The organism is Sphingopyxis sp. YR583 (assembly GCF_900108295.1).
GTDB lineage: Bacteria > Pseudomonadota > Alphaproteobacteria > Sphingomonadales > Sphingomonadaceae > Sphingopyxis.
The window spans coordinates 272,719-295,382 of sequence record NZ_FNWK01000001.1 but is presented as its reverse complement, the minus strand read 5'-3'; the positions used below and the strand labels follow the sequence as shown (position 1 = coordinate 295,382).

Below are 22,664 nucleotides of genomic sequence, written 5' to 3'. Positions count from 1 at the left end.
TGCATGGCGCGAGGCACGGTGCCACATCGCAGGGCATGAGCGCCGCCACGATCAACCCGCACGAAGCCGCCCATTTCGGGGCGCTCGCCGCCGACTGGTGGGATCCGCACGGTTCGTCGGCGATGCTGCACAAGCTCAACCCGGTGCGGCTTGCCTATATCCGCGCACAAATCGATGCGCATTGGCATGTCGACGCGCGCGAACGCTATGCGCTGGCGGGGCGGAGCGCGATCGACGTCGGTTGCGGCGCCGGGTTGCTCGCCGAGCCGCTTACGCGGATGGGCGCCACGGTTACGGGGGTCGATGCAGCGCCCGAGAATATTGCGGCGGCGCGCGCGCACGCGGCGGGGCAGGGGCTGGAAATTGCCTATTTCGCGGGTGAACTCGCCGCGCTGGCGCCTGCGACCTTCGATCTTGTGACGTCGATGGAAGTCGTCGAGCATGTGACCGATCCCGCCGCGTTCATCGGCGAACTTGCGGCGCGCTTGGGCCCGGACGGGCTGATGATCCTCTCGACCCCGAACCGGACGATGCTGTCAAAGCTTCTGCTTGTCGAGGCGGCCGAGCGCGTCGGCGCGGTGCCGCGTGGGACGCACGACTGGGACCAGTTCCTGAAGCCCGAAGAGCTGGGCGAATTGCTCGAAGGCGCGGGGCTGGAGGTTATCGATCGGACTGGTCTGTCGCCGTCGGCGGCAAAGGGCTTCAAGCTCGGCGGCAGCGAGGCGCTCAATTATCTGGTTGCCGCGCGGTGGCCCGCCTGACCCGCGATCCGCGCGTCGACGATTATATTGCGAAGCGGCAGTCCTTCGCGCAGCCGATCCTGACCCATTTGCGTGAGCTGGTGCATCGACATGCGCCGGGCGCGGAAGAGACGCTGAAATGGGGCGTGCCGCATTTCGTGCTGCACGGGCAGAATCTCGCCGGCATGGCGGCGTTCAAGGAACATGCGACCTTTGGCTTCTGGCGCGACGAGGAAGTCACGGGCTCGCCGCGCGATACCGGCGCGATGGGTAGCATGGGGCGGCTGCTGTCGCTCGCCGACCTGCCATCCGACGAGCAGATGGCGGAATATATCAGGAAAGCGGCCGCACTTTGCGCCGAGGACAAGCCCAAGCGTCCGGCGCCGAAGCCCAAGGCCGCGCTCGACCTGCCGGACGATCTCGGCGCCGCGCTGGCGGGTAATGCTGCTGCGCAAGGCCATTGGGACGCCTTCTCGCCCGGCAAGCGCCGCGACCATGTCGAATGGGTGCTTGAGGCGAAGCGCGAAGAAACGCGCGTCAAACGTATCGAAACGATCGCCGCGCAGGTCGCCGAAGGCAAGGACCGGAACTGAAAATATAAAAGCTGCTGATCCGCTCCGATCAGAAGTCCACATCCTCATAATATTTCGGCGGCGTCACGATTTCCATTCGCTCGGCCAGTAGCGGGCGAAAGCTCGGCCGCGATTTCAGACCCGAATACCAGCCCTTGGTCTGCTCGTGCCCCGTCCAGTCGATCCCGCCCAGATAGTCGGCGACCGAAATATGTGCGGCTGCAGTCAGGTCGGCGAGGCTCATCGTCGCGCCGGCAAGCCAGGTGCGGTGGTCGATCAGGTAATCGACATAGTCGAGATGGTTGTTCGCGGCCTTCATCGCCTCGCGCAGCGCGCCGCCATCGGGTGGCTGGCGGTGGACGATACGTTTTTGCATGCGTTCGAACAGCAGCGGGCCGGTGACTTCATAATAGAAGTCGTGATCGAACCACGACGTCAGCCGGCGGATTTCGGCGCGGTTTGCCGCCGTGCCGTTGATCATCGCCTTGCCTTCGACGGTTTCCTCGAAATATTCGGCGATCGCCATGCTGTCGATCAGCACTTGTCCGCGCGCCTGATCGACCATCACCGGGGTGCGTCCCGCCGGGTTCAGGTCGATGAATTCGTCGCGGCGTTCCCATGGCGATTCGCGTACCAATTCATAACCGACGCCTTTTTCGCCCAGCAAAAGGCGAACCTTGCGCGAAAAGGGACAGAGCGGGAATTGATAGAGTTGCCACATGGTTCCGGCATAGCGGCAGCAAGGCGCCACGCGCAACGGCTATGGCACGCGCCCGATCAAGCGATTGTGGATTAAGCGTCAGCGGCGCGCGTCGGCGCGTTCGCGTTCCCATTGCGCCGCCATGTCGCGCGCCATGTCCTTGAGCACGGGGGCATATGCCGCAAGCGCCGAGGCGGCGTGCCCCGCCATACGCGTCGTGGCACGGACGTCTGCGCCCATGCGTTCGGCATATTCGGGATCGCGGCCGGTCACTTCGCCAAGCGTGGCATTGGGCGGAATATAGGCGGCGTCGGATTCGGGATCGATCTGGGCCACGGCTTTCGCGAGCGGGCCGACCTGCATCTGCATCAGCGCGCCGACCATCGTGGCGATCGTGTCGGCCATGCGATCCTGTGCGATGGGATCGTTGAGCGTCGCGACGGCGCTCTGCATCCCGTTGGCCGACGCCGGAAGCGGCGCGGCGAGCGCGAGCAAGGTGAGGGCGGCGAGAGACAGTTTTGCGGTCGAGCGCATAGCTTCATCCTTTCGGGATGCGAAAATCTGTGAAGCGCCGTAGATCCGCCGTGCTTTCGCTGCGCTGAACGCGCGGCGGCGATGCGACGAAGCGCACCGCCGCCACGACAGGTCACTCAGCCGCGACGACCTCGACCTCTTCCTCGTTCAGCGAGTGCGTCAGCCGGCTCAGCATTTCCTTCGGGCAAACCTGCCAGAAGTGCCCGCGCCAGCGATCCCAGTCGGCGAGAACCTCGGCCGACCATTTGCTGCCCGTCGCCTTGGCATGATCTTCGACCAAGTCCTTCAGGAAGGCTTCCCAATGGCTGCTTGCCAGGCGTTGCCAGACGATCGATTCGCCATTGGCGCGACGTTCGAACTGACCGTCGGTGTCGAGGATAAATGCCATGCCTCCGGTCATGCCCGCTCCGAAGTTGGAACCGACAGGGCCGAGGATCACCGCAGTGCCGCCGGTCATATATTCGCAGCCATTGGCGCCGCAGCCCTCGACGACGACTTTCGCGCCCGAATTGCGGACCGCAAAACGCTCGCCAGCCTGACCCGCCGCGAGCAAAGTGCCTGCGGTCGCACCGTAGAGGACGGTGTTGCCGATGATGCTGTTGTGCTGGCTGACGAGCGGGCTCGAGACGGTGGGGCGCACGACGATGCGGCCGCCCGACAGACCCTTGCCGACATAATCGTTGGCATCGCCGAAGACCTCCAGCGTGACGCCCTGGCACAGGAAAGCGCCGAGTGACTGGCCCGCCGTGCCGCGCAGGCGCACCTGCACATGGTCGTCGGCAAGGCCCTTCATGCCGAAACGCGCAGTGACCTCGGCCGACAGGCGCGTGCCGACAGCGCGGTGCGTGTTGCGGACATTGTAGGTGAGCTGCATGCGCTCGCCGCGTTCGAACAAGGGCTTGGCGTCGCTCAGGATCTGCGCGTCGAGGCTGTCGGGCACCGGATTGCGGAAGCTCGGGCCCTGCGAGCGGCGCTGGTCGTCGGGTGCGTCGACCTTGGCGAGGATCGGGTTGAGATCGAGGTCGTCGAGATGTTCGGCGCCGCGGCTGACCTGACGGAGAAGCTCGGTGCGGCCGATGACCTCGTCGAGGCTGCGGCAGCCGAGCTTCGCAAGGATTTCGCGCACTTCCTCGGCGATGAAGGTCATGAGGTTGATGACCTTTTCGGGGCTGCCCGTAAACTTCTGGCGTAATTTTTCATCCTGTGTGCAGACGCCCACGGGGCAGGTGTTCGAGTGGCACTGGCGCACCATGATGCAGCCCATCGCGACGAGGCTCAAAGTCCCGATGCCATATTCCTCGGCGCCGAGGATCGCCGCGATGACGATGTCGCGGCCGGTCTTGAGACCACCATCGGTGCGGAGGCGTATGCGATGGCGCAGGCCGTTGAGCGTCAGCACCTGATTGACTTCGGACAGGCCCATTTCCCACGGCGTGCCGGCATATTTGACGCTGGTTTGCGGCGAGGCGCCGGTGCCACCGGTGTTGCCGGCGACGAGGATGACGTCGGCGTGGGCCTTCGCAACACCCGCTGCGACCGTGCCAATGCCCGCCGAGCTCACGAGCTTCACGCACACGCGCGCCCTGGGGTTGATCTGCTTGAGGTCGTAGATGAGCTGCGCGAGATCCTCGATCGAATAGATGTCGTGATGCGGCGGGGGCGAGATCAAAGTCACGCCCGGCGTCGCATGACGCAGCCGCGCGATGAACTCGGTGACCTTGAAGCCCGGAAGCTGGCCGCCTTCGCCGGGCTTCGCACCCTGCGCGACCTTTATTTCGATCTCGTCGCACGCGCCGAGATATTCGGCGGTGACGCCGAAGCGGCCCGACGCGATCTGCTTGATGTTGCTATTGGCATTGTCGCCATTGGCATAGGGGCGATAGCGTTCGCTCGCTTCGCCGCCTTCGCCGGACACCGCCTTGGCGCCGATGCGGTTCATCGCGATCGCCAGCGTCTCATGCGCTTCGGGCGACAATGCGCCGAGCGACATGCCCGGGGTGACGAAGCGCTTGCGGATCTCGGTGATTGCCTCGACGCTGTCGAGCGCGACGCCCTGCGTCGGATAGTTGAACTCCATCAGGTCGCGTAGATAGATCGGCGGCAGGTCGGCGACCCCGCGCGCGAATTGCAGATAGGTCGAATAGCTGTCGGTCGCGACCGCGGTCTGGAGCAGGTGCATCAGCTGCGCCGAATAGGCATGCGCCTCGCCGCCCGCGCGCTGGCGGTAGAAGCCGCCGATGGGGAGGGTGGTGACGCGGCTGTCGAAGGCGGCGCTGTGCTTGTCGGTCGCGTTGATGAAGAGCGACTGATAGCCTTCGCCCGAAATCTTCGCGGGCATGCCGGGGAAGAGGTCGTTGACGAGCGCGCGGCTGAGGCCGACCGCTTCGAAATTATAGCCGCCGCGATAGGAGGAGATCACCGCGATCCCCATCTTGGCGAGGATCTTGAGCAGACCATCGTCGATCGCCTTGCGGAAGCGCAGGCGGCAATCATCGAGCGACAGGTCGCCGAACAGTCCGCGCCCCTGTCGGTCGGCGATCGCCGCTTCGGTGAGGTAGGCATGCACCGTCGTCGCGCCGACGCCAACGAGAACCGCGAAGGCATGAGTGTCGAGCACTTCGGCCGAGCGGACGTTGATCGAGGCGTAGCTGCGGAGGCCCTTGCGCACGAGATGCGTGTGGACGGCGGCGGCGGCGAGCACCATCGCGACCCCGACACGGCCATCGCCGATATTCTGGTCGGAGAGAAAGAGTTCGGAGCGTCCGGCGCGCACCGCTTCCTCGGCTTCGCGGCGGACGCGCGCGATCGCCTCACGGAGCGTCGCAGCATCGCCGCCTGCGGCAAAGGTGCAATCGATATCGGCGACGGCATCGCCGAAATAGGCGCGCAGCCGATCCCAGTCGTCGCCGACGAGGACGGGGCTGTCGATTACGAGCACATGGTCGCTCTGGCCCTTTTCGTCGAGGATGTTCGCAAGGTTTGCGAAGCGCGTCTTCAGGCTCATCACATGCCGTTCGCGCAAGCTGTCGATCGGCGGGTTGGTGACCTGGCTGAAATTCTGGCGGAAGAATTGCGCGACGTGGCGCGGCTTGTCGGAAATGACCGCGAGCGGCGTATCGTCGCCCATCGACCCGATCGCTTCCTTCGCATCCTCGACCATGGGGCTGAGGATCAGTTCCATATCCTCCATGGTGAGGCCCGCGGCGACCTGACGGCGCAGCAGTTCGGAGCGATCGAAGGTCGGCAGGCTCGATTTTCCGCCCTTGGGCAGGTCGGCCATCGTGCGGAAGCCCTTGACGCGCGAGGCATAGTCGGCGGCATCGGCGATCTTGTCCTTGATCGCGAGATCTTCGTAGAGCGTGCCGTCGTCCAGATCGACCGCGATCATCTGGCCGGGGCCAAGGCGGCCCTTCTTGCGGATGCTCGCTTCGGGCAGCAGCACCATGCCGCTTTCCGAGCCGACGACGAGCAGGTTGTCGGCGGTGAGCGTGTAGCGCAGCGGACGGAGTGCGTTGCGGTCCATGCCCGCGACAGCCCAGCGGCCGTCGGTCATCGCGAGCGCGGCGGGGCCGTCCCACGGTTCCATCACGCTGGCGAGGTACGAATACATCGCGCGGTGGTTGTCGGGGACGTCGCATTCGGTCGTCCATGCCTCGGGGACGAGGATCAGCTTCGCCGTCGGCGCGTCGCGGCCCGCGCGGCACAGCGCCTCGAACACCGCGTCGAGCGCGGCGGTGTCGGATGCGCCTGCCGGGATCACCGGCTTGATATCTTCCGAATGCTCGCCGAACGCGAGGCTCGCCATCTTGATCTCGTGACTCTTCATCCAGTTCTTGTTGCCGCGGATCGTGTTGATCTCGCCGTTATGCGCGAGGCAGCGGAACGGCTGCGCCAGCCACCATTGCGGAAAGGTGTTCGTCGAATAGCGCTGGTGGAAGATCGCGACGCGGCTTTCGAACAGCTTGTTCGTGAGGTCGGGAAAGAAGTCCGCAAGGCTCTCGGCGAGGAACAGGCCCTTGTAGATGATCGAGCGCGCCGACAGGCTGCAGATATAAAAGTCGGCGATCTGCGCCGCGATGACCTTTTTCTCGATCCGGCGGCGGACGAGATAGAGCTGCTTCTCGAACTCGGCGACCGATTGCTCGTCGGGCAGGGGGCCCGCGATCATGATCTGCTCGATCTCGGGGCGCGTGCGCTGCGCCTTGTCGCCGATCACCGAGACGTCGACAGGCACCTGGCGCCAGCCATAGATGGTGAAGCCCGCGTCGATGATCTCGGCCTCGACGATCGTGCGGCATTCTTCCTGTGCGCCCAAATCGGTGCGAGGGAGGAAGACCATGCCGACGGCGAGGCGGTTCGGGCGAACCTTGTGGCCTGACGCTGCGATCGCATCGTCGAAGAAACGGACCGGCAGGTCGACATGGATGCCCGCCCCATCCCCGGTCTTGCCGTCGGCGTCGACCGCGCCGCGGTGCCACACGGCACGCAGGGCTTCGATCGCCGCCTCGACAACGCGGCGCGACGGCTTGCCGTCGGTCGCCGCGACCATGCCGACGCCGCAGGCATCGGATTCCATGTCGGGGCGATACATGCCTTCGGCTTCGAGCCGCGCGTGATCGGGGGTGGGGTAATGGGTCATCATCTTTGTCCTGACGGAGTGCCTTATTTGGGCAGTTTCTTGCGTGCGTTTTCCGCCGCTTCATCCGAAGCCTGCTGTGCAGCGAGCGAAGCATTTTCGTAAGCGGTTTCGAGGTCTTCGACGCGTTTCAGATCGGCGGCCGACCAATTGCTGCGGTCATACGCGGGGTCCACAACCGCTTCGGCCGCCGCATCGGCGGCATAGGCGGCGGCGTCCGCCGCGTCGGCTGCAGCGTCGACGGCATAATCGTCGGCCGCTTCGACCGCCACGGCATCGGCAGCGTCATCGGTCGTGCTGTTCCACATGTCGCGCTGTTCTTTCAGCACCTTCACATCGACCTTCATCAGCTTGGCAAGCTGGCCGAGTTCCTTGTCGCTGAAGTCCGAAAGCTGCTTTTCCTTCGGCAGGTCCTTCATGTCCTTTTCGATCTGCGGCGCGCGATCGATGAATTTGTTGATCAGCGGCGGAACCGCCTTGATGATCGCAACCATGACTTCGGGGTCGGCCTGAAGCGCCATCCATTCACTGGCATAGATCGTGCCGGTCGGGGTCGCGAGGAAGCCGTTGAGATCGGTGAGCTGCGCCGCGGTGAACTTGCGCGCATAGGCTTTGGACATGCCCTCGCGCATCGGCGGTTCCATGTCGCCCAGCACTTCGCTGATCAGCGGTTTGATCACCCGGGTGATCTGGTCTTCGCGCTCCTTGCGGTGCGGATCGAACATGTCGGCGACCTTGGTCTTCGTCGCTTCGTCGAGCGCGGCGATCTTTTCGCTTTCGACCCCGGTCTTGATGGAGAGCATCAGGTCCGACTGGCCGCCGAACTCGCCCATCAGCGTTTTGAACATCTTGCCGTAAAGATTGTCCATCATCTTTTCGAGGCTGCCGGCGGGGATGAGCTGGCCCATCGTCTTTTGCGCGAGCGCGAGGCGAGCCGGCTCGATAGGCGGCAGGCTGCTCGTGTCGAACATCTTTTCGATCAGCGCGATCGCCTCGTCCATTTCCTTCTGCATCTTGGCCTTCTGCTCTTTGGCATAGGCTTCGCTGTCGAAGTCGCTCGCGGGTTCTTCTTCAACCTGCGCCGGCTCGGCCACGACGACCTCGGCCAGCGGGGCTTCCTTGGCCGCTTTTTTCGGCGCGGCATTGGCGGACGCGCCCAGCGGCAGCATCGCCACGGCACCCGCAAGCAGAATCGATTTGAACGACGGCATCATGAAATTTCCTTCCCTGTTGGTCATGCTGCCTTCTTTTCGCTTTTGGCTTTCGCTTTCAACCACTTTGCCATCTGATCGCTCACATCGCGGCCGTCACGGATGCCCCAGACGACCAGGCTGGCGCCGCGGACGATGTCGCCCGCGGCAAAAACGCCGGGCAGGCTGGTCATCATCGTCTGGTGATCGACGCGCAGCGTGCCCCAGCGCGTGACCGACAGGTCGGGCGAACCGAACAGGTGCGGTAGTTCCTCGGGATCGAAGCCCAGCGCCTTGATCACCATGTCGGCGGGCACGTCGAATTTGCGGCCGGGATCGGCCTCGGGGCTGCGGCGGCCGCTCGCGTCGGGCGCGCCGAGGCGCATGCCGGCGACCGCGACTTCCTTGACATGTTTGTCGGCGGTGAAGCTCTCGGGGGCCGAGAGCCAGACGAATTCGACGCCTTCCTCTTCGGCGTTGGCGACCTCGCGCTGCGACCCTGGCATATTTTCGCGGTCGCGGCGATAGAGGCATTTCACCGACTTCGCGCCCTGACGCACCGCGGTGCGGACGCAGTCCATCGCGGTGTCGCCGCCGCCGATGACGACGACATGTTTGTCCTTGGCATCGAGGCGGCCGTCATCGAACGCGGGCACATCATCGCCAAAGCTCTTGCGGTTCGACGCGATCAGATAGTCGAGCGCGGCGATGACGCCGTCGGCGCCGTTGCCGGGTACGTTGATCTCGCGCGCCTTGTAGACGCCGGTCGCGATCAGGATCGCGTCATGCTTTTGCCGCAGCGCGTCGAGCGTCGCGTCCTCGCCGACCGCAAAGCCGAGGTGGAAATGGATGCCGCCCTCGACCAGCCGGTCGACGCGGCGCATCACGACATCCTTCTCCAGCTTGAAGCCGGGGATGCCATAGGTGAGCAGGCCGCCGGCGCGGTCGTGCCGGTCATAGACATGTACCTCGTGCCCCGCCGCGCGGAGATATTCGGCGGCGGTCAGGCCCGCGGGGCCGGCGCCGATCACGCCGACCGACTGGCCGGTCGCCGCACCGACGTGCAGCGGCTCGACCCAGCCTTCGGCCCAAGCGGTATCGGTGATATATTTCTCGACGCTGCCGATCGTCACCGCGCCATGGCCCGAGAACTCGATCACGCAATTGCCTTCGCACAGGCGATCCTGCGGACAGATGCGGCCGCAAATCTCGGGCATCGTCGAGGTCGCGTTCGAAAGCTCATAGGCTTCGCGCAGGCGTCCCTCGGCGGTCAGGCGCAGCCAGTCCGGGATATGGTTGTGGAGCGGGCAATGTACCGAGCAATAGGGCACGCCGCATTGCGAGCAGCGCGCCGCCTGTGCGTCGGCTTGCGGAGCGGCGTAACGTTCGGCGATCTCGCGAAAGTCTTGCGCGCGCTCTTCGGCGGAGCGTTTGTCCGGATAGGATTGTTCACGCCCCACAAACTGGAGCATGCGTTCGGAAGCCATGCAGTATCCCCTTCGTTGAGCGGGGATTTGCATGGCCCGAAAAGCCCTGTCACGGGCGAAATGCGAGTTAGGACAGTATTGCTAACCTAAAATGGAGGGGTGATTTGCCTCAAAACAGGTCTGCGTAATTATCTTTCGTCAAATAGTACCGATTCGGTCCTACCTCATGCCGAGCCAGATCAGCGCAGCGGCGCCGGCGATGATTCGATACCAAGCGAAGGGGGCAAAGCCATAGCGGGTGACGACGGCAAGGAAGGCCTTGATCACGGCCCATGCGACGACGAACGAGACGAGCGAACCCAAGGCGATGAGGCTGAGATCGTTCGTCGTGATCGCATCGCGATGCTTGAACAGCTGCAGCACGGTTGCGCCGGTCAGCGTCGGGAGTGCGAGGAAGAAGCTGAACTCGGCAGCGGTCTTGCGGTCGACCCCGAAGGACATGGCGCCGAGAATCGTGGCGCCCGACCGGCTGACGCCCGGGATCATCGCGATGCACTGGACAAGGCCGACGAGGATCGACTGCCGCGCCGACACATTCGCCACCCCGCCGACGTCCACCGTCTTGGCAAAGCGTTCGACGAGCAGGATCGCGAAGCCGCCGATGATCAGCGCCCAAGCGACGACAACGGCATTTTCCAGCAGCAGCTCGATATAATCGCCAAAGGCGAGGCCGAGGATGACCGCGGGGAAGAAGGCGAGGAGCAGGTTGCGCACGAATGCGATCGCGACGGGATCGCGGCGGAAGAAGCCGGTGAACATGTCCCAGAAGAGTTTCCGGTACAGCACGACGATCGCAAGGATTGCACCCGGCTGGATCGCGATGTTGAAGATCGCCCAGCGCGCGGCATCATAGCCGAGCAGCTCGGTCGCAAGGATGAGGTGCCCCGTCGAGGAGACGGGCAAAAACTCGGTCAAACCCTCGACGATGCCGAGGATGATTGCGGTCAGCCAGATAGACATTATCGCGAAGCGAGCTCTGCGAAGCGGCCGTTGCGGCGATATTGGACGAGCCAGCCGTCGGCGACCGATGCCATTGAGGTCGGCGTGATGCCGAGGTCGGCCAGCCTTGCGGTGCCGTCCCCGACGACATTGTCGTGCTGGAGCATCAGCCACTGGTCCTTGGTGATTGGCGCGCCGGGGGCCCAGCCGAAGCCGCTGGCCAGCGCCGAGGCGACGAAGTCGGGGACGTCGACGAACAAGGGCGAGCGGCCGATCGCGTCGGCGACCCAGCGCAGCAGTTCAGCCATCGTCATCACCTGCGGTCCGCCGAGTTCATATGTTTTGCCAGCGGCGTCTCTGCCAAGCGCCGCGACGACCGCATCGGCGGCATCGCCGACATACACCGGCTGGAATTTCGCGTTGGGCGCGATCACCGGCACGACAGGGGCCATGCGTATCATTCCCGCGAAGCGGTTGATGAAATGGTCCTCGCGGCCGAACAGGATCGACGGACGCAGGATCGTGCCACCTGCAAAAGCGGCGCGAACCGCCGTTTCGCCGACGCCCTTGCTGCGGCCGTAAGCCGAGGCGCTTTCGGGGTCCGCGCCGATCGCAGAGACGTGGACGAGCGCGCCGGCGCCCGCCGCCTTGACGGCCGCGGCCACATGGCCCGCGCCATCGGCCTGCACGGCGTCCATGTCATCGAACGCGCCGACGAGGTTGATGGCGGCGTCGCTGCCCTGCAGCGCGCGCGCGATACTGGCGGGGTCGCGGACGTCGACGGCGACGAACTGTGTCTGGCCGAGCCCCCCGAGCGGTTTCAGGAAGGTTGCGGCTCGCGGGGTTCGCTGTGCGATGCGTACGCGCGCGCCACGTGCGAGCAGCCGCTGCACGACATAGCGGCCGAGGAAGCCCCCGCCGCCCAGCACCGTGATCAATTGCCCGTCGAGTTTCTGCATTTGCGTCCGCCTGTATCGATTCTCTGGATGGCGCAGGTCGCGCCGACGGCCCTCCCCATGCCGCGAAGCGGGAAGGGGGGCAAGGGGAGAAGGCAGGTTTGCGACGCAAAACCGGCGGCTTTGCGATAAAATGTACATCGGCCCATGCGATGCAGTTGACAACCCGCCAGACGCCCCGCTAAGCGCCCGCTCCTACCCCGTGCCCAGATGGCGGAATTGGTAGACGCACCAGCTTCAGGTGCTGGCGATCGCAAGGTCGTGGAGGTTCGAGTCCTCTTCTGGGCACCATTTTCCCATCTCAAGACGCCAGAGAACCGTCGACTGACGGCAGGAAGATGACATTTTGCCCTTGGCCTTGTCTTTTGGCATCCGAGGAAGTTTGCTCGATCTTATTGAAGAGGGCCAACAAGCCGGGCCGCGATAGGCCGGAATTTTCGGTGGCCGTCTTGTCGATTTTGAGCCCGCTTCTCCGGCTCTGGCCGAAGCCTGTTTGCAGGAGTCTCCCAAAGCCCCTTATCGATACCCCGATCCGTTCTCTCAAACCGGAGAGCTATTCCCAAAAAGGCGGAGATCATCGCGCCGATGGCGGCGCGACCCAAAGAGCAGGGAACGAGAAGCCGATTCCGACGTCCCGAAAAGGATGTGGGCATCGATCAGCCGGACATGCGATGCCGCTCTAAGTTATTGAATTGTAGGATATATGGTGCCGCTTACAGGACTCGAACCTGTGACCCCATCATTACGAATGATGTGCTCTACCAACTGAGCTAAAGCGGCAACGAGGGGGGCCTCTACCAGCGTGCCGAAGCGAAGACAAGCGTCGTGGTTCACTTTCCGTAGATGAGCAGAACAGGAGGCGCTCGATCGCAATCCATCGCGGTCGAAGAAGCGCGATCGAGCCGTTTTCCGTTTCTGCTATCGGGCGCCGCTCATCGAACTGTGACACGTGTCACGGCGTATTGATTGCGCAGCATTGGAGAGGAGGGCGTGGCTGTTGAACAGCCACGCCCCGACGAGTTCGGCGATGAGGAAGGCACCGGTCAGCGCCAGCGGGATCCTCAAGCTCCGGGCTTTGGCCCCGGCCGTATGATCGTGCCCGGCGTGTCCGCCGTCGTCATGGCTGTGCGAATGCGCCGTCCTCGATCCCTCTCTCTTTCTTCGACCGCTCGCCCCCATGAAGCGCGTAGAGGGTCGGAAGGACGAAGAGGGTCAGCAAGGTTGCCGATATCAGCCCGCCGATCACCACCGTCGCCAGCGGTTTCTGGACTTCGGCGCCCGCACCGGTCGCCAGTGCCATCGGCACGAAGCCCAGACTGGCGACGAGAGCGGTCATTACCACGGGGCGGAGGCGCATAAGCGCGCCTTGCTTCGCGGCTTCGGATCTCGCCATTCCCGACCGCATCAGCTCCTGGATCGACGACACCATGACGAGGCCGTTGAGGACCGCGATCCCCGATAGCGCGATGAAGCCGACCGCTGCCGAAATCGAGAAGTCCATCCCGCGCAGGAACAGCGCCAGGACACCGCCGATCAGCGCCAGCGGCACGCCGGTGAACACGATCGCCGCATCGCGTGGTGAACGGAGCGCGCCATAGAGCAGCAGCAGGATCAGGATGAAGCACGCCGGAATGACGAGCTGCAGCCGATCACGCGCCGAGGCGAGGTTCTCGAACTGGCCGCCCCATTCCAGATAGCTGCCGGCAGGCAAGCGGACATCCTTGGCAATCGCCGCCTTGGCGTCGCCCACGACGTCCGATATCGGCCGCCCGCGAACATTCGCCTGCACCACGACGCGGCGCTTGCCATTCTCGCGGCTGATCTGGTTCGGGCCGTCGACGATGCTGATATCGGCGACGCTGGCGAGCGGTACGAACGCGCCGCCTGCGACCGGCACCTGCACCTGCTCGATCACCGACAGATCCGATCGCTGCGCATCCGACAATCGTACCACAACGGGGAAGCGGCGGTCGCCTTCGAAGATCGTGCCGGCCTGACGCCCGCCGATCGTCGCGGTGACGACATCCTGCACGTCCTGCGCGGTGACGCCGAGCCGTGCCATCGCGTTGCGGTTCGCGCGGATGTCGAGCATCGACAGGCCTTCGGTTTCCTCGACACGGACATCGGTCGCGCCTTCGGTCTTACGAAGGATCGCGGCAATTTCCTGCGCCGTGGCATTCATCGCGCCGAAATCGTCGCCGAATACCTTGATCGCGAGATCGCCGCGAACGCCGGCGATGAGCTCGTTGAAGCGCATCTGGATCGGCTGCGTGATTTCATAGGCGTTGCCGGGGAATTTGTTCAGCTCCTTCTCCAGCCGTTCGACGAGCTCGGCCTTGCTGAGGCTCGGGTCGGGCCATTCCTTTCTGGGTTTCAGGATGACGAAATTGTCGGTCGCGTTCGGCGGCATCGGGTCGGACGCGAGGTCCGCGGTGCCGGTTTTCGAAAAGACGATCGCAACCTCGGGTTGTTTCGACAGCATGCGCTCAATCGGCAGCTGCATCGCCTGACTCTGCTCGACCGAGGTCGAGGGGACGCGGAAGGCCTGGATCAGCAGATCGCCTTCATCGAGCTGCGGCAGGAATACCTGCCCGAGCGAGAGGAAGGCGAGGATTGCGGCAACGAATCCGCCGATCCCGGCCCCGATGGTCAGCTTCGGCTGGGCCATAGCGCGGTCGAGACCGGGCTCGTAACGCTGCTTCAGCCACGCCATGATCCGGCCCTCTTTCTCCTCGACCCGCTTCGACAACCAGATCGCTATCGCGGCGGGCACGAAGGTGAGCGAGAGGATGAAGGCGAAACCGAGCGCGATGATGACGGTCAGCGCCATCGGGATGAAGGTCTTGCCTTCGACCCCGCTGAGCGTCAGCAGCGGCACATAGACGAGGATGATGATCGCCTGGCCATAGACCGAAGGCCGCACCATCTCGCGGGCTGCCGCAGCGACCGTCGCCAGCCGCTCCTCGACCGTCAGGATGCGACCATGCCGGTGCTGGAGATCGGCCATGCGCCGTAACGCATTCTCGACGATGATCACCGCGCCATCGACGATCAGCCCGAAATCGAGCGCGCCGAGGCTCATCAGATTCGCCGAAACACCTGCCTGCAGCATGCCGAAGCTGGTCAGCAGCATCGTCACCGGAATGACGAGCGCGGCGATCAGCGCCGCCCGGAAATTGCCGAGCAGCAGGAACAGGACGACGATGACGAGCAGTGCGCCTTCGGTCAGATTCTTGCCGACCGTCCAGATTGTCGAGTTGACGAGCTTGGTGCGGTCGAGGACCGGCTCGATGAGGACATCGGGCGGCAGCGAGGCGTTGATGGTTTCCAGCCGATCGGCGACGGCGGTGGCAACTGTTCGACTATTCTCGCCGATCCGCATGATCGCGGTGCCGACGACGACCTCGGTGCCCGCTTCGGATGCCGAGCCCATGCGCACCGCTTGTCCGGTGCGGACGGTCGCGATCTGATCGAGTGTGATGGGAACCCCCGATCGCGTGGCGACGACGATGCGCGAAAGCTCGGCGGCGTCGCGGATGAGGGCGTCCGAGCGGACTGCGAGGCCTTCGCCGTTCCGTTCGACGACCCCGCCGCCGACGCTCGTATTGTTGCGCTCGAGCGCCTCGGCGAGATCGGTGAGGCTGAGACCCAGCGCAGCAAGCCGCTGCACGTCGGGGACGACCATATATTGCTTCGAATAGCCGCCGATCGCGTCGATCCCGGCGACGCCGGGAACGGTGCGGAGCAGCGGGGTGACGATCCAGTCCTGCGCGGTACGCAGATAGGTCGCCTTGTCGGCGGCGGTGACGAGCCGTTCGCCCTCGGGCGTAACATAGCTGCCGTCGGGCTGAAGGCCCGGCTCGCCGGGATTGTGCGCATCATCTTTGCGGTGGCCGAGGCGGACGGTCCACATATAGACCTCGCCGAGTCCGGTTGCGATCGGTCCCATCTCGGGGCGGACGCCTTCGGGCATCGTCTCTGCGGCTTCGCTCAACCGTTCGCCAACCTGTTGCCGGGCGAAATAGATATCGGTCTTGTCGGTGAAGACCGCCGTCACCTGCGCAAAGCCGTTGCGGCTCAGCGAGCGGGTGTATTCGAGGCCAGGAATTCCGGCGAGGGCGGTCTCGATCGGGAAGGAGACCTGCTTCTCCACCAGTTCGGGCGAGAGAGCGGGCGCACGGACGTTAATCTGGATCTGGTTGTTGGTGATATCGGGAACCGCATCGATCGGCAGGCGTGAGAGCGCGAAGGCGCCGATGATGGCGGAAAGGACGGTGAGCAGGACGACAAGCCAGCGCTTGTCGACCGCCCAGGTGACGGTGCGGGCGATCATGGCTTAATCCTCATGGCCCGCTTCGCCCTTGCCGATTTCGGCCTTGAGCGCGAAGCTGTTGGTGATGGCAATCTGTTCGGTGCCCTTCAGCCCCGATCGCACGACGACGTTCGTGCCGGCCCGGTCGCCGAGGACCACCGGAACCGCCTCGAACCCTTCTTTGGTGCGCACGAACACGACGCTCTTGCCTTCGATCGTCTGGATAGCGGTCGACGGAACGCTGACCGATGGTGCGCCACTGTCGCCTGCGAGCGCGACCGAAGCGGTCACGGCTTCACCGATGCGCCACTGTCCGGATCGGTTGTCGAGGATCGCGATGGCCGGAACCAGTCGTGTCGCCGGATCGAGCGCGGGCGACACAAAGCTGATCTTGCCGGCAGCCTGCCGTCCGGGCGCGCTCACCGTAACGATAGCGCCGGGGCGAATGCGTCCGGCATCGGCGGGTTGCAGGTTCAGCGAGAGTGAGACGCTCGACAGATTGGCGATGCGGTATAGTTCGGCGTCCGCCGCGACCGTCTGACCAAGCACGACGCTGCGCGAAATGACCTGCCCCGAGATTGGCGCCGCGATAGCGATGCGGTTGAGTTGGCCGCCGCCGCCGCCCGCCGCCGACACCTGCTGCTGTGCCAGCTGGTACGCGATGCGCGCTTCGGTTGCCGCCGTGCGCGCCGCGATGACGTCCTGTTCGGGCGAGACACGCTGCGCGAACAACCGCTCTTCGCGCGCAAGATTGGAGTTGGCGAGAGCGAGGCGGGCTTTGGTCGCCTGCACCTCGCCCTGAAGCTGGGCTGCTTCGCGGCTTTCGATGATCGCGAGCGTCTGGCCGCGACCGACGCCTTGGCCAAGATTGTGGTTGAGGGCGACGATGCGCCCGCCGATCGCTGCCGACACCGCCTGCGTCCCCTGCGGATCGCTTTCGATCGTCGCGGGGAGTTGGAGCGCACCGGCGCTACCGACGGTCGGCCGACCGAGCGTGATGCCCGCGACCCGGATTTGTTCGGCGGTGAGCGCGATACGGCCCTCTTCGGCGTGGCCGCTTTCTTCCTTGCCATGGTCATCGCCATGTTCGTCTGCGGGCCTGGCGCTTTCGCTGCCGCCGCACGCTGAGAGTAGCAATGGCACCAGCGCGGCGGCGAGCAGCTTTCGATTGATGTTGAAAGTCATGGGATCAATTTCCTTCGATCGGCGCGGGAGCCGTGAGGCGTTCCAACCGGGCCTTGGCGAGTTGATAGGTTGCAAGCGCGTCGATCGACGCGACGCGCATCTCTGTCAGCACCCTCTCGGCATCGAGCAGTTCGAGCTGCCCGAACTTGCCTTCGCGGTAACCGATGCGTGCGATGCGTGCGGCTTCCATTGCCGCCGAGAGCGCGGGGCCACTGGCAACGTGCGCCGCTTCCGCAGCATTTTGCGCTTCGACCTCGACCTCGGCGATCTGCTGCTCAACATCGAGCACGGTCATCCGGCGCCGTGCATCGGCGCGTCGCCGGTTCGCACTCGCCTGATCGACCGCCGCGCGTCCGTTATTGAGCAGCGGAAGCGGTACCGAGACGCTGAAGATCGCGGCGACATCGTTTGTAGCCTCGATCCGGCGGACACCCGGCCCAACGGTCAGGTCGGGAACGCGCTGTGATCGTGCGAATGCAACACCTGCATCGGCAATCTTGAGATCGGCATCGGCTGCGGCAAGCGCGAGCGTGCCTGTGGCTGTTGCCGGTCGAGGCGGACCCATTGCGCCTCTGCCGGGGCCGCCGAGCACGGCGACGTCGATCGGGCCGGTGGCCGGGCGACCGATTCGCCGCCCCAGATTGGCACGGACGGCGTCGGCGATCCTTCGTGCCTTGCCGGCATCGGCTTCGGCGGTCAGCCGCGCAACCTCGGCGCGCTCCTGTTCCAGCGGCGAAGCGCGCCCGGCCTGAACGCGGATCGTTGCCGCGCGGGCGGTATCGCCCGCAATCCGGAACCGATCCTCGGCGACGGCGACACGAACCTCCGCTGCTGCCGCCTCGATATAGAGTTCGGTGACCTGCAACCTGATGTCGGCCCCAGCGATCGATTGCGCGAGGCGGGCCCGAAATGCCTCGGCATCCGCAACGCCGATCCGCGCCTGGCGCTTGCCGCCAAGTTCGATCGGAATGGCGACGCTCGCCGTCACATCGGCGCCGTTGACGCCGCTATAGGGACCGGTGCCGACGAAATTTTCAACCTCGACCGCGAGAGCGGGGTTTGGTCTTAGACCGGCGATCCGTCGTCCTGCGTCAGCGGCATCGACGCCTGCTGATGCCGCTTCGGCCGCCGGTGCGCTGCCGCCTGCCAGAACGACCGCCTCGTCGAGCGTCAGCAGCGGACCCGATATCTGCCGGGCTTCGGTGCTCGCTTCCTGTGCGGACGCCATCGCGCCGCACGATGTGGCTGCCAGCAAGGCAGCAACGAATTTGAACATGGGAATACATCCTCAATAGATCTGATTGATCGCCGCGTGATCGCGGCGAGCGGGCTCAGATCGAGAGAGGCGGGTCGAGCAGCGGCGGAAGGTCGCGCGAGGGAAGCTGCATTGCGCCCGCCGCAAAGAGCGGGGCGCGCGCAAATGCACAAACGGAAGCCGCCTCCGCACGCCCAAGATCGGGCGCGACGGGGCAATGATGATGGCCGCCATGGGCCAGCTTCGAAGCCGGCTCAGGACTATCCTTGTCGGTTTCGCCGATCGAAAGATGGAAGGCGGCATCGTCTGTGGAACTGTGCGCCGATGCGGGTTCGGCAAGGTGCATACTGCAAAGCAGCACCCCGATTATCATCAGCAGTCGCATGATCGAAGCCGGCATCGCTGTTCCCCTTATCAGGGCGCCGCAGGTTTGTCGCGCCGCGAAATCAGCGCTTCCAGATCGGGCGCAATCGGCATCGACCGGAATGCACTGATCCGTGCTCGGCCCGTGTTTCCGACAGGTAGGCGGCCCGTCAGCGAACCCACAGGAACCAGCACGAGCCGGAGCAATTGCCCTGCTGTTTCGCGCCAATCGCGGAGGGCGATCGAAAAGACGAGCATCTGCCAATGCGAGGCAAAGTGGGGAATTGGAAAGGGTTGGGCAACGACATGCACGCGCTCCAGCGCCGTCCAGGCAGTCTGCACGTCGCCCTCGGCTCGCGCCGCGTGGTAACGACCGAGCTCCGCGCTGATCAACTGATCGGCATGTTGGCGAGCGACTGGCACCACGAAATCCTCCTGAAATTCCGATTCGTCCCTCTATGCACCCTGTAGCAGATACAGGGTCAAGCGACCCATGGCCGAGCGCGGCCGATGGAGTGGAGCGCCCGCTGAAGCTTCGGCAGACATGGGCAATTCGATTTTCATCATTCAGCGTGACCAAATTTGTCTACAAGCTGAAGTGCGGCAATTCCCCCTTTGGGAGAAGGGGAAGACGGGGTTGTTTTAATCGCCCAACCAGTCGGCCCTGATCTCTCCCCGATGTCCCTCCGGCGCCAGCGCGGCGCGCAGGGCTTCCAGCAGCGGCGGCAGCGCCTGCGTGAACGCGTAGGGCGGGTTGACGATGAAAAGGCCCGCGCCATTATAAATGTCGGGCTGATCGCTGTCGTACAGCCAATGCTCGACGACCAGAAACTTCGGGATGCCGAGTTTCCGCAACTGCTGCTTCCACCGCACATGCGTGGCGCGGTCTTTCAGCGGATACCAGATCACCGTCACCCCATGCGCCCATTTGCGGTGGGCGGCGGCTAGGGTGGCGGTGATACGGGCGCGTTCGTCGGTCTGCTCGTACGGCGGGTCGACCACCACCACACCGCGCGCGGTGCGGGGCGGCACCATCGCTAGCCAAAGCTCGTAGGCGTCGCGCTGATGCACGGCAGCGGACGTGTCGCGCATCGCACCGCGCAGGGCATAGACGTCTTCGGGATGTTTCTCGTTCAGGATCAGAAAATCCTGCGGGCGCAGAAGCTGCGCCAGAAATCGCGGCGATCCGGGGTAGATGCGAGGCTCGGCCCCGGCATTCACCGCGTTTACGGCGGTGCGGTAGTCGTCCAGCAAGGGGTTCGGGTCGGCAAAGGCTCGCAGCACGCCCTGTGTGGCCTCGCCGGTGCGTTGGGCTTCATCGCCTCCAAGGTCGTACAGCCCGCAACCGGCGTGGGTGTCGATCAGGGTCAGCGAGCCCGGCTTTTGCTGCAAAGCGCGCACGAGGGCGATCAGCAGGCTGTGCTTGACGACATCGGCACTGTTGCCAGCATGGAAGGAATGGCGATAATTCATTGTTATCCAAAATCCTGATGATCTGCCCTTATGTCGGCGCGTGTGGTCGACCTCAACCCAGCTCAAGGCTTGACGAAATTTCCAATAATTTCAGGGAAATGGTGGGCGCACCAAGGCTCGAACCTAGAGCCCGCTGATTAAGAGGGAGCGGCTCACCAATATAATATCGTTTTTTAATAGGGCCTTGGCTGTGTCTGTGTATGTCCCATATAAAATTAGAGAGCAATGAATAGCGTTCGGCAAATCTAGGCAACGGCACAATTCCACCTACATCGCCGATCACTGGTATATTGCCGAGGACCGCATTCTCCGCGATCCGGCGGTCGAGCGACCGCTCAACATTATTGTCCATACGCGAGATGACGTAAACCGTGCGCTCAGCCGCGGCGAATAAATGACAGGAGCCAGCCTCACGATTGACGGTGGATTAACGCTCTAGGTTTTGAAGGTGGCGTGCTCTGTCGCGGGCCGCCGATCAGGGTCCGCTTTCGCGGCAATCATGCTCGAGAGCGGGCGGTCTCCAATCGGCCATTAGCTTTCAACGTCAATAAGCGCTGCTTCGAAAGTAGCCAGATTTCGTTCGACTCGACATAAAAGCGCGTGGAGCGTCGCAACTTCGGGGACCGACAAATTCCTGATGGCTGCGGCACGTGCGGCTTGCGAGGCGCACATCGGGAGCGGTTCCAGATCCCGACCCTGTTGCGTCAAATATTCGAGCGTCTCGCGGCGGTTCGACGAGTTCACCCTTCGGCGCAGCAATCCTAGATTTTCAGGCCTGCGGGCCGTCACCGCCACCGTGGGCTCACACAGCCCCAGCCGTACGGCGATATTGTGCTGCGCTATACCGTCTGTATTCCATAGGCTGCGAAGCAAGGCATATTGCCCCATCGAAATTCCATGGGGCAATGTCCGCTTTTCGAAGGCGCCGGTGAAGCGGCGGAACACAATGCGCGCCAAGTAGCCGATGCTGTCATCAAGGCCCCAGAACTCGCGCCGCGGCATCGGCTCGCTCTTAAAGGAGGAGCGAGTTGGGGGGGAGGCCGACCAGCGTTCGGCCGTGAAGCTCCGTCGCAACATCGAGATCATAAACGATGTGGCTTTGCATGACCTGGACGTCACGCAGCAGGCGCTGCATCGGGTTGTCGAGCGCATGAACGCTTGAGCCGACGGCCTCGCAGCAAGTGCGTACCGCTTCGACGCATTGTTGGACTGCTATTGCGATTTCCGCGCGTATGCGGATGCGTTCACCCGTCTGTTCGGGCTCCTCGATTTCGCCGATCAGCAGATTCTCGCGCGCTGCCGAGCGGATCGTCCGCTCGGCGCAGCGGGCAAGCAGGTCCGCGCGGGCTAGCCTCATTTGCGCAGCGGGCTTTTCGACGCTTGTGGTCATCCCGCCCAACTTCACATGGGTCTGGAGCCGCTCACGGCAGAATTGCACCGCCTGCCGCGCGGCGCCGAGCGCCGGGATCGCGGCGGTGACGCAGAGATTGGGAAGCATCGGCGAACCGTAAAGCCCCGGTCCATAGATCGCGCGCCCGTGCCCGCGGCCCGAGCGGACGGGCTGGACCGCGAACTGATAGCCTTCGGGCACGAAGACGTCGTCGACACGGATGTCGTTGCTGCCCGTCGCTGCCATTCCTGCCATTTGCCATGTGTCGATTACATCGACCTCTTCGGCTCGAAGCAGCATCATGCGGGCCACTGGCGGCGCGCCTTCGGCCGGCTCAAGCGCGTTGAGCATGATCCAGTCGGCATTCATCACGACCGTGCCCCATTTCCAGCGACCCTTTAGCTGGTATCCGCCGTCGACAGGTGTCGCGATGCCGGGGGGGGAAGCCGCGCTTGGCGCGATGACATACGGAGTCTTGCCCCACACTTCAGTTTGGGTTGCTTCCGGCATCTGGGCGATGAGCCAATTATGTTCGGCTGCGAAACAGGCGGTCCAGCCAGTCGAGGGGCAGGCCTCGGCGATCGGCAGCGTCGCGCTGATATAGGTGTCGGTGTCGAATTCGAGCCCGCCGAAACGGCGTGGAACATAGATATAGAAATAGCCGCTCTGGCGCAGGGCATCCCATACCGCGTCGTCGGGGCGGCGCTCGCGCTCGGCCGAAGCCGCCTTCTCGGCGATCAGGGGTTTGAGCGCCAGCATCCGTTCGACCAGACCCTCTGGGGTGATCGCCTCCACCTCTTCGCGCGAAAGGAAATTGTCGCCCGCGGGAATGCGGCGATCGGCGAGCTTTTCGGACATCATCGTCTCCATCCTATTTTTCCGACCATAGTCCGTGTCGATGAAATATGTCAACCAGGTTGACAAAATACTTT

At 64.1% G+C, this 22,664-nt stretch carries 18 protein-coding genes and 2 tRNA genes; 3 read left to right on the top strand and 17 right to left on the bottom strand.

The genetic code is table 11. The features are described 5' to 3' along the window. The first annotated feature begins 35 nt into the window (after positions 1–35). Complete coding sequence (ubiG, locus tag BLW56_RS01320; RefSeq protein ID WP_093508877.1) at positions 36–761, top strand: bifunctional 2-polyprenyl-6-hydroxyphenol methylase/3-demethylubiquinol 3-O-methyltransferase UbiG; 726 nt, start codon at positions 36–38, stop codon at positions 759–761. Next, the gene (locus BLW56_RS01315) at positions 749–1,333 is read left to right on the top strand and encodes a YdeI/OmpD-associated family protein (RefSeq protein WP_256203248.1); all 585 of its coding nucleotides are present in this window, start codon (positions 749–751) and stop codon (positions 1,331–1,333) included. Before ubiG ends, BLW56_RS01315 begins: the two co-directional genes overlap by 13 nt. 28 nt (positions 1,334–1,361) lie before the next feature. On the opposite strand, the gene BLW56_RS01310 is transcribed toward BLW56_RS01315, so the two are convergent. The 7 genes from BLW56_RS01310 to BLW56_RS01280 form a co-directional block, all read right to left on the bottom strand. Then, positions 1,362–2,033, bottom strand: coding sequence for a glutathione S-transferase family protein (locus tag BLW56_RS01310; protein WP_058804199.1), 672 nt, complete (start codon positions 2,031–2,033; stop codon positions 1,362–1,364). 78 nt (positions 2,034–2,111) lie between these two features. After that, positions 2,112–2,546: a hypothetical protein gene (locus BLW56_RS01305; RefSeq protein ID WP_093508876.1), complete on the bottom strand. Its 435-nt coding sequence runs from the start codon at positions 2,544–2,546 to the stop codon at positions 2,112–2,114. A gap of 112 nt (positions 2,547–2,658) precedes the next feature. Continuing rightward, positions 2,659–7,188: a glutamate synthase large subunit gene (gltB, locus tag BLW56_RS01300; RefSeq protein ID WP_093508875.1), complete on the bottom strand. Its 4,530-nt coding sequence runs from the start codon at positions 7,186–7,188 to the stop codon at positions 2,659–2,661. A 20-nt stretch (positions 7,189–7,208) separates the two neighbouring features. Then, the gene (locus tag BLW56_RS01295) at positions 7,209–8,420 is read right to left on the bottom strand and encodes a DUF2059 domain-containing protein (protein ID WP_256203247.1); all 1,212 of its coding nucleotides are present in this window, start codon (positions 8,418–8,420) and stop codon (positions 7,209–7,211) included. Continuing rightward, on the bottom strand, positions 8,417–9,859 hold the full coding sequence (locus BLW56_RS01290) for an NAD(P)-dependent oxidoreductase (RefSeq protein ID WP_093508873.1): 1,443 nt from the start codon (positions 9,857–9,859) through the stop codon (positions 8,417–8,419). Before BLW56_RS01290 ends, BLW56_RS01295 begins: the two co-directional genes overlap by 4 nt. A 159-nt stretch (positions 9,860–10,018) precedes the next feature. Further along, positions 10,019–10,819 (bottom strand): undecaprenyl-diphosphate phosphatase, encoded by an 801-nt coding sequence (locus BLW56_RS01285; RefSeq protein WP_093508872.1) that lies wholly within the window; start codon positions 10,817–10,819, stop codon positions 10,019–10,021. Then, complete coding sequence (locus BLW56_RS01280) at positions 10,819–11,757, bottom strand: complex I NDUFA9 subunit family protein (RefSeq protein WP_093508871.1); 939 nt, start codon at positions 11,755–11,757, stop codon at positions 10,819–10,821. The genes BLW56_RS01285 and BLW56_RS01280 overlap by 1 nt, the downstream gene beginning before the upstream one ends. A 201-nt stretch (positions 11,758–11,958) precedes the next feature. On the opposite strand from BLW56_RS01280, the gene BLW56_RS01275 reads away from it, so the two are divergent. Next, positions 11,959–12,045, top strand: a tRNA-Leu gene (locus BLW56_RS01275). 413 nt (positions 12,046–12,458) lie between these two features. On the opposite strand, the gene BLW56_RS01270 is transcribed toward BLW56_RS01275, so the two are convergent. From BLW56_RS01270 to BLW56_RS01230, 10 genes are all read right to left on the bottom strand, one after another. Next, a tRNA-Thr gene (locus BLW56_RS01270) sits at positions 12,459–12,534 on the bottom strand. Positions 12,535–12,672: 138 nt separating this feature from the next. Beyond that, a complete protein-coding gene (locus tag BLW56_RS20490; RefSeq protein ID WP_177175753.1) occupies positions 12,673–12,819 on the bottom strand; it encodes a hypothetical protein in 147 nt (48 codons plus the stop codon). 52 nt (positions 12,820–12,871) lie between these two features. Then, positions 12,872–16,087, bottom strand: coding sequence for an efflux RND transporter permease subunit (locus BLW56_RS01265; protein WP_093508870.1), 3,216 nt, complete (start codon positions 16,085–16,087; stop codon positions 12,872–12,874). 3 nt (positions 16,088–16,090) lie between these two features. After that, positions 16,091–17,251: an efflux RND transporter periplasmic adaptor subunit gene (locus tag BLW56_RS01260; protein WP_093508869.1), complete on the bottom strand. Its 1,161-nt coding sequence runs from the start codon at positions 17,249–17,251 to the stop codon at positions 16,091–16,093. A gap of 4 nt (positions 17,252–17,255) precedes the next feature. Further along, positions 17,256–18,527 carry a TolC family protein gene (locus BLW56_RS01255; RefSeq protein WP_093508868.1) on the bottom strand — a complete coding sequence of 424 codons (1,272 nt, stop codon included), beginning with the start codon at positions 18,525–18,527 and terminating at the stop codon, positions 17,256–17,258. 55 nt (positions 18,528–18,582) lie between these two features. Beyond that, positions 18,583–18,906, bottom strand: coding sequence for a hypothetical protein (locus BLW56_RS01250; protein WP_093508867.1), 324 nt, complete (start codon positions 18,904–18,906; stop codon positions 18,583–18,585). Positions 18,907–18,920: 14 nt separating this feature from the next. Beyond that, positions 18,921–19,295, bottom strand: a complete 375-nt coding sequence (locus BLW56_RS01245) for a DUF3703 domain-containing protein (protein WP_256203246.1) — start codon at positions 19,293–19,295, stop codon at positions 18,921–18,923. 216 nt (positions 19,296–19,511) lie between these two features. Then, complete coding sequence (locus BLW56_RS01240) at positions 19,512–20,342, bottom strand: 23S rRNA (adenine(2030)-N(6))-methyltransferase RlmJ (RefSeq protein ID WP_093508865.1); 831 nt, start codon at positions 20,340–20,342, stop codon at positions 19,512–19,514. A 531-nt stretch (positions 20,343–20,873) separates the two neighbouring features. Further along, the gene (locus BLW56_RS01235) at positions 20,874–21,344 is read right to left on the bottom strand and encodes a MarR family transcriptional regulator (protein WP_177175752.1); all 471 of its coding nucleotides are present in this window, start codon (positions 21,342–21,344) and stop codon (positions 20,874–20,876) included. Positions 21,345–21,354: 10 nt separating this feature from the next. Continuing rightward, positions 21,355–22,590 (bottom strand): acyl-CoA dehydrogenase family protein, encoded by a 1,236-nt coding sequence (locus BLW56_RS01230; protein WP_177175751.1) that lies wholly within the window; start codon positions 22,588–22,590, stop codon positions 21,355–21,357. Positions 22,591–22,664 lie beyond the last annotated feature (74 nt).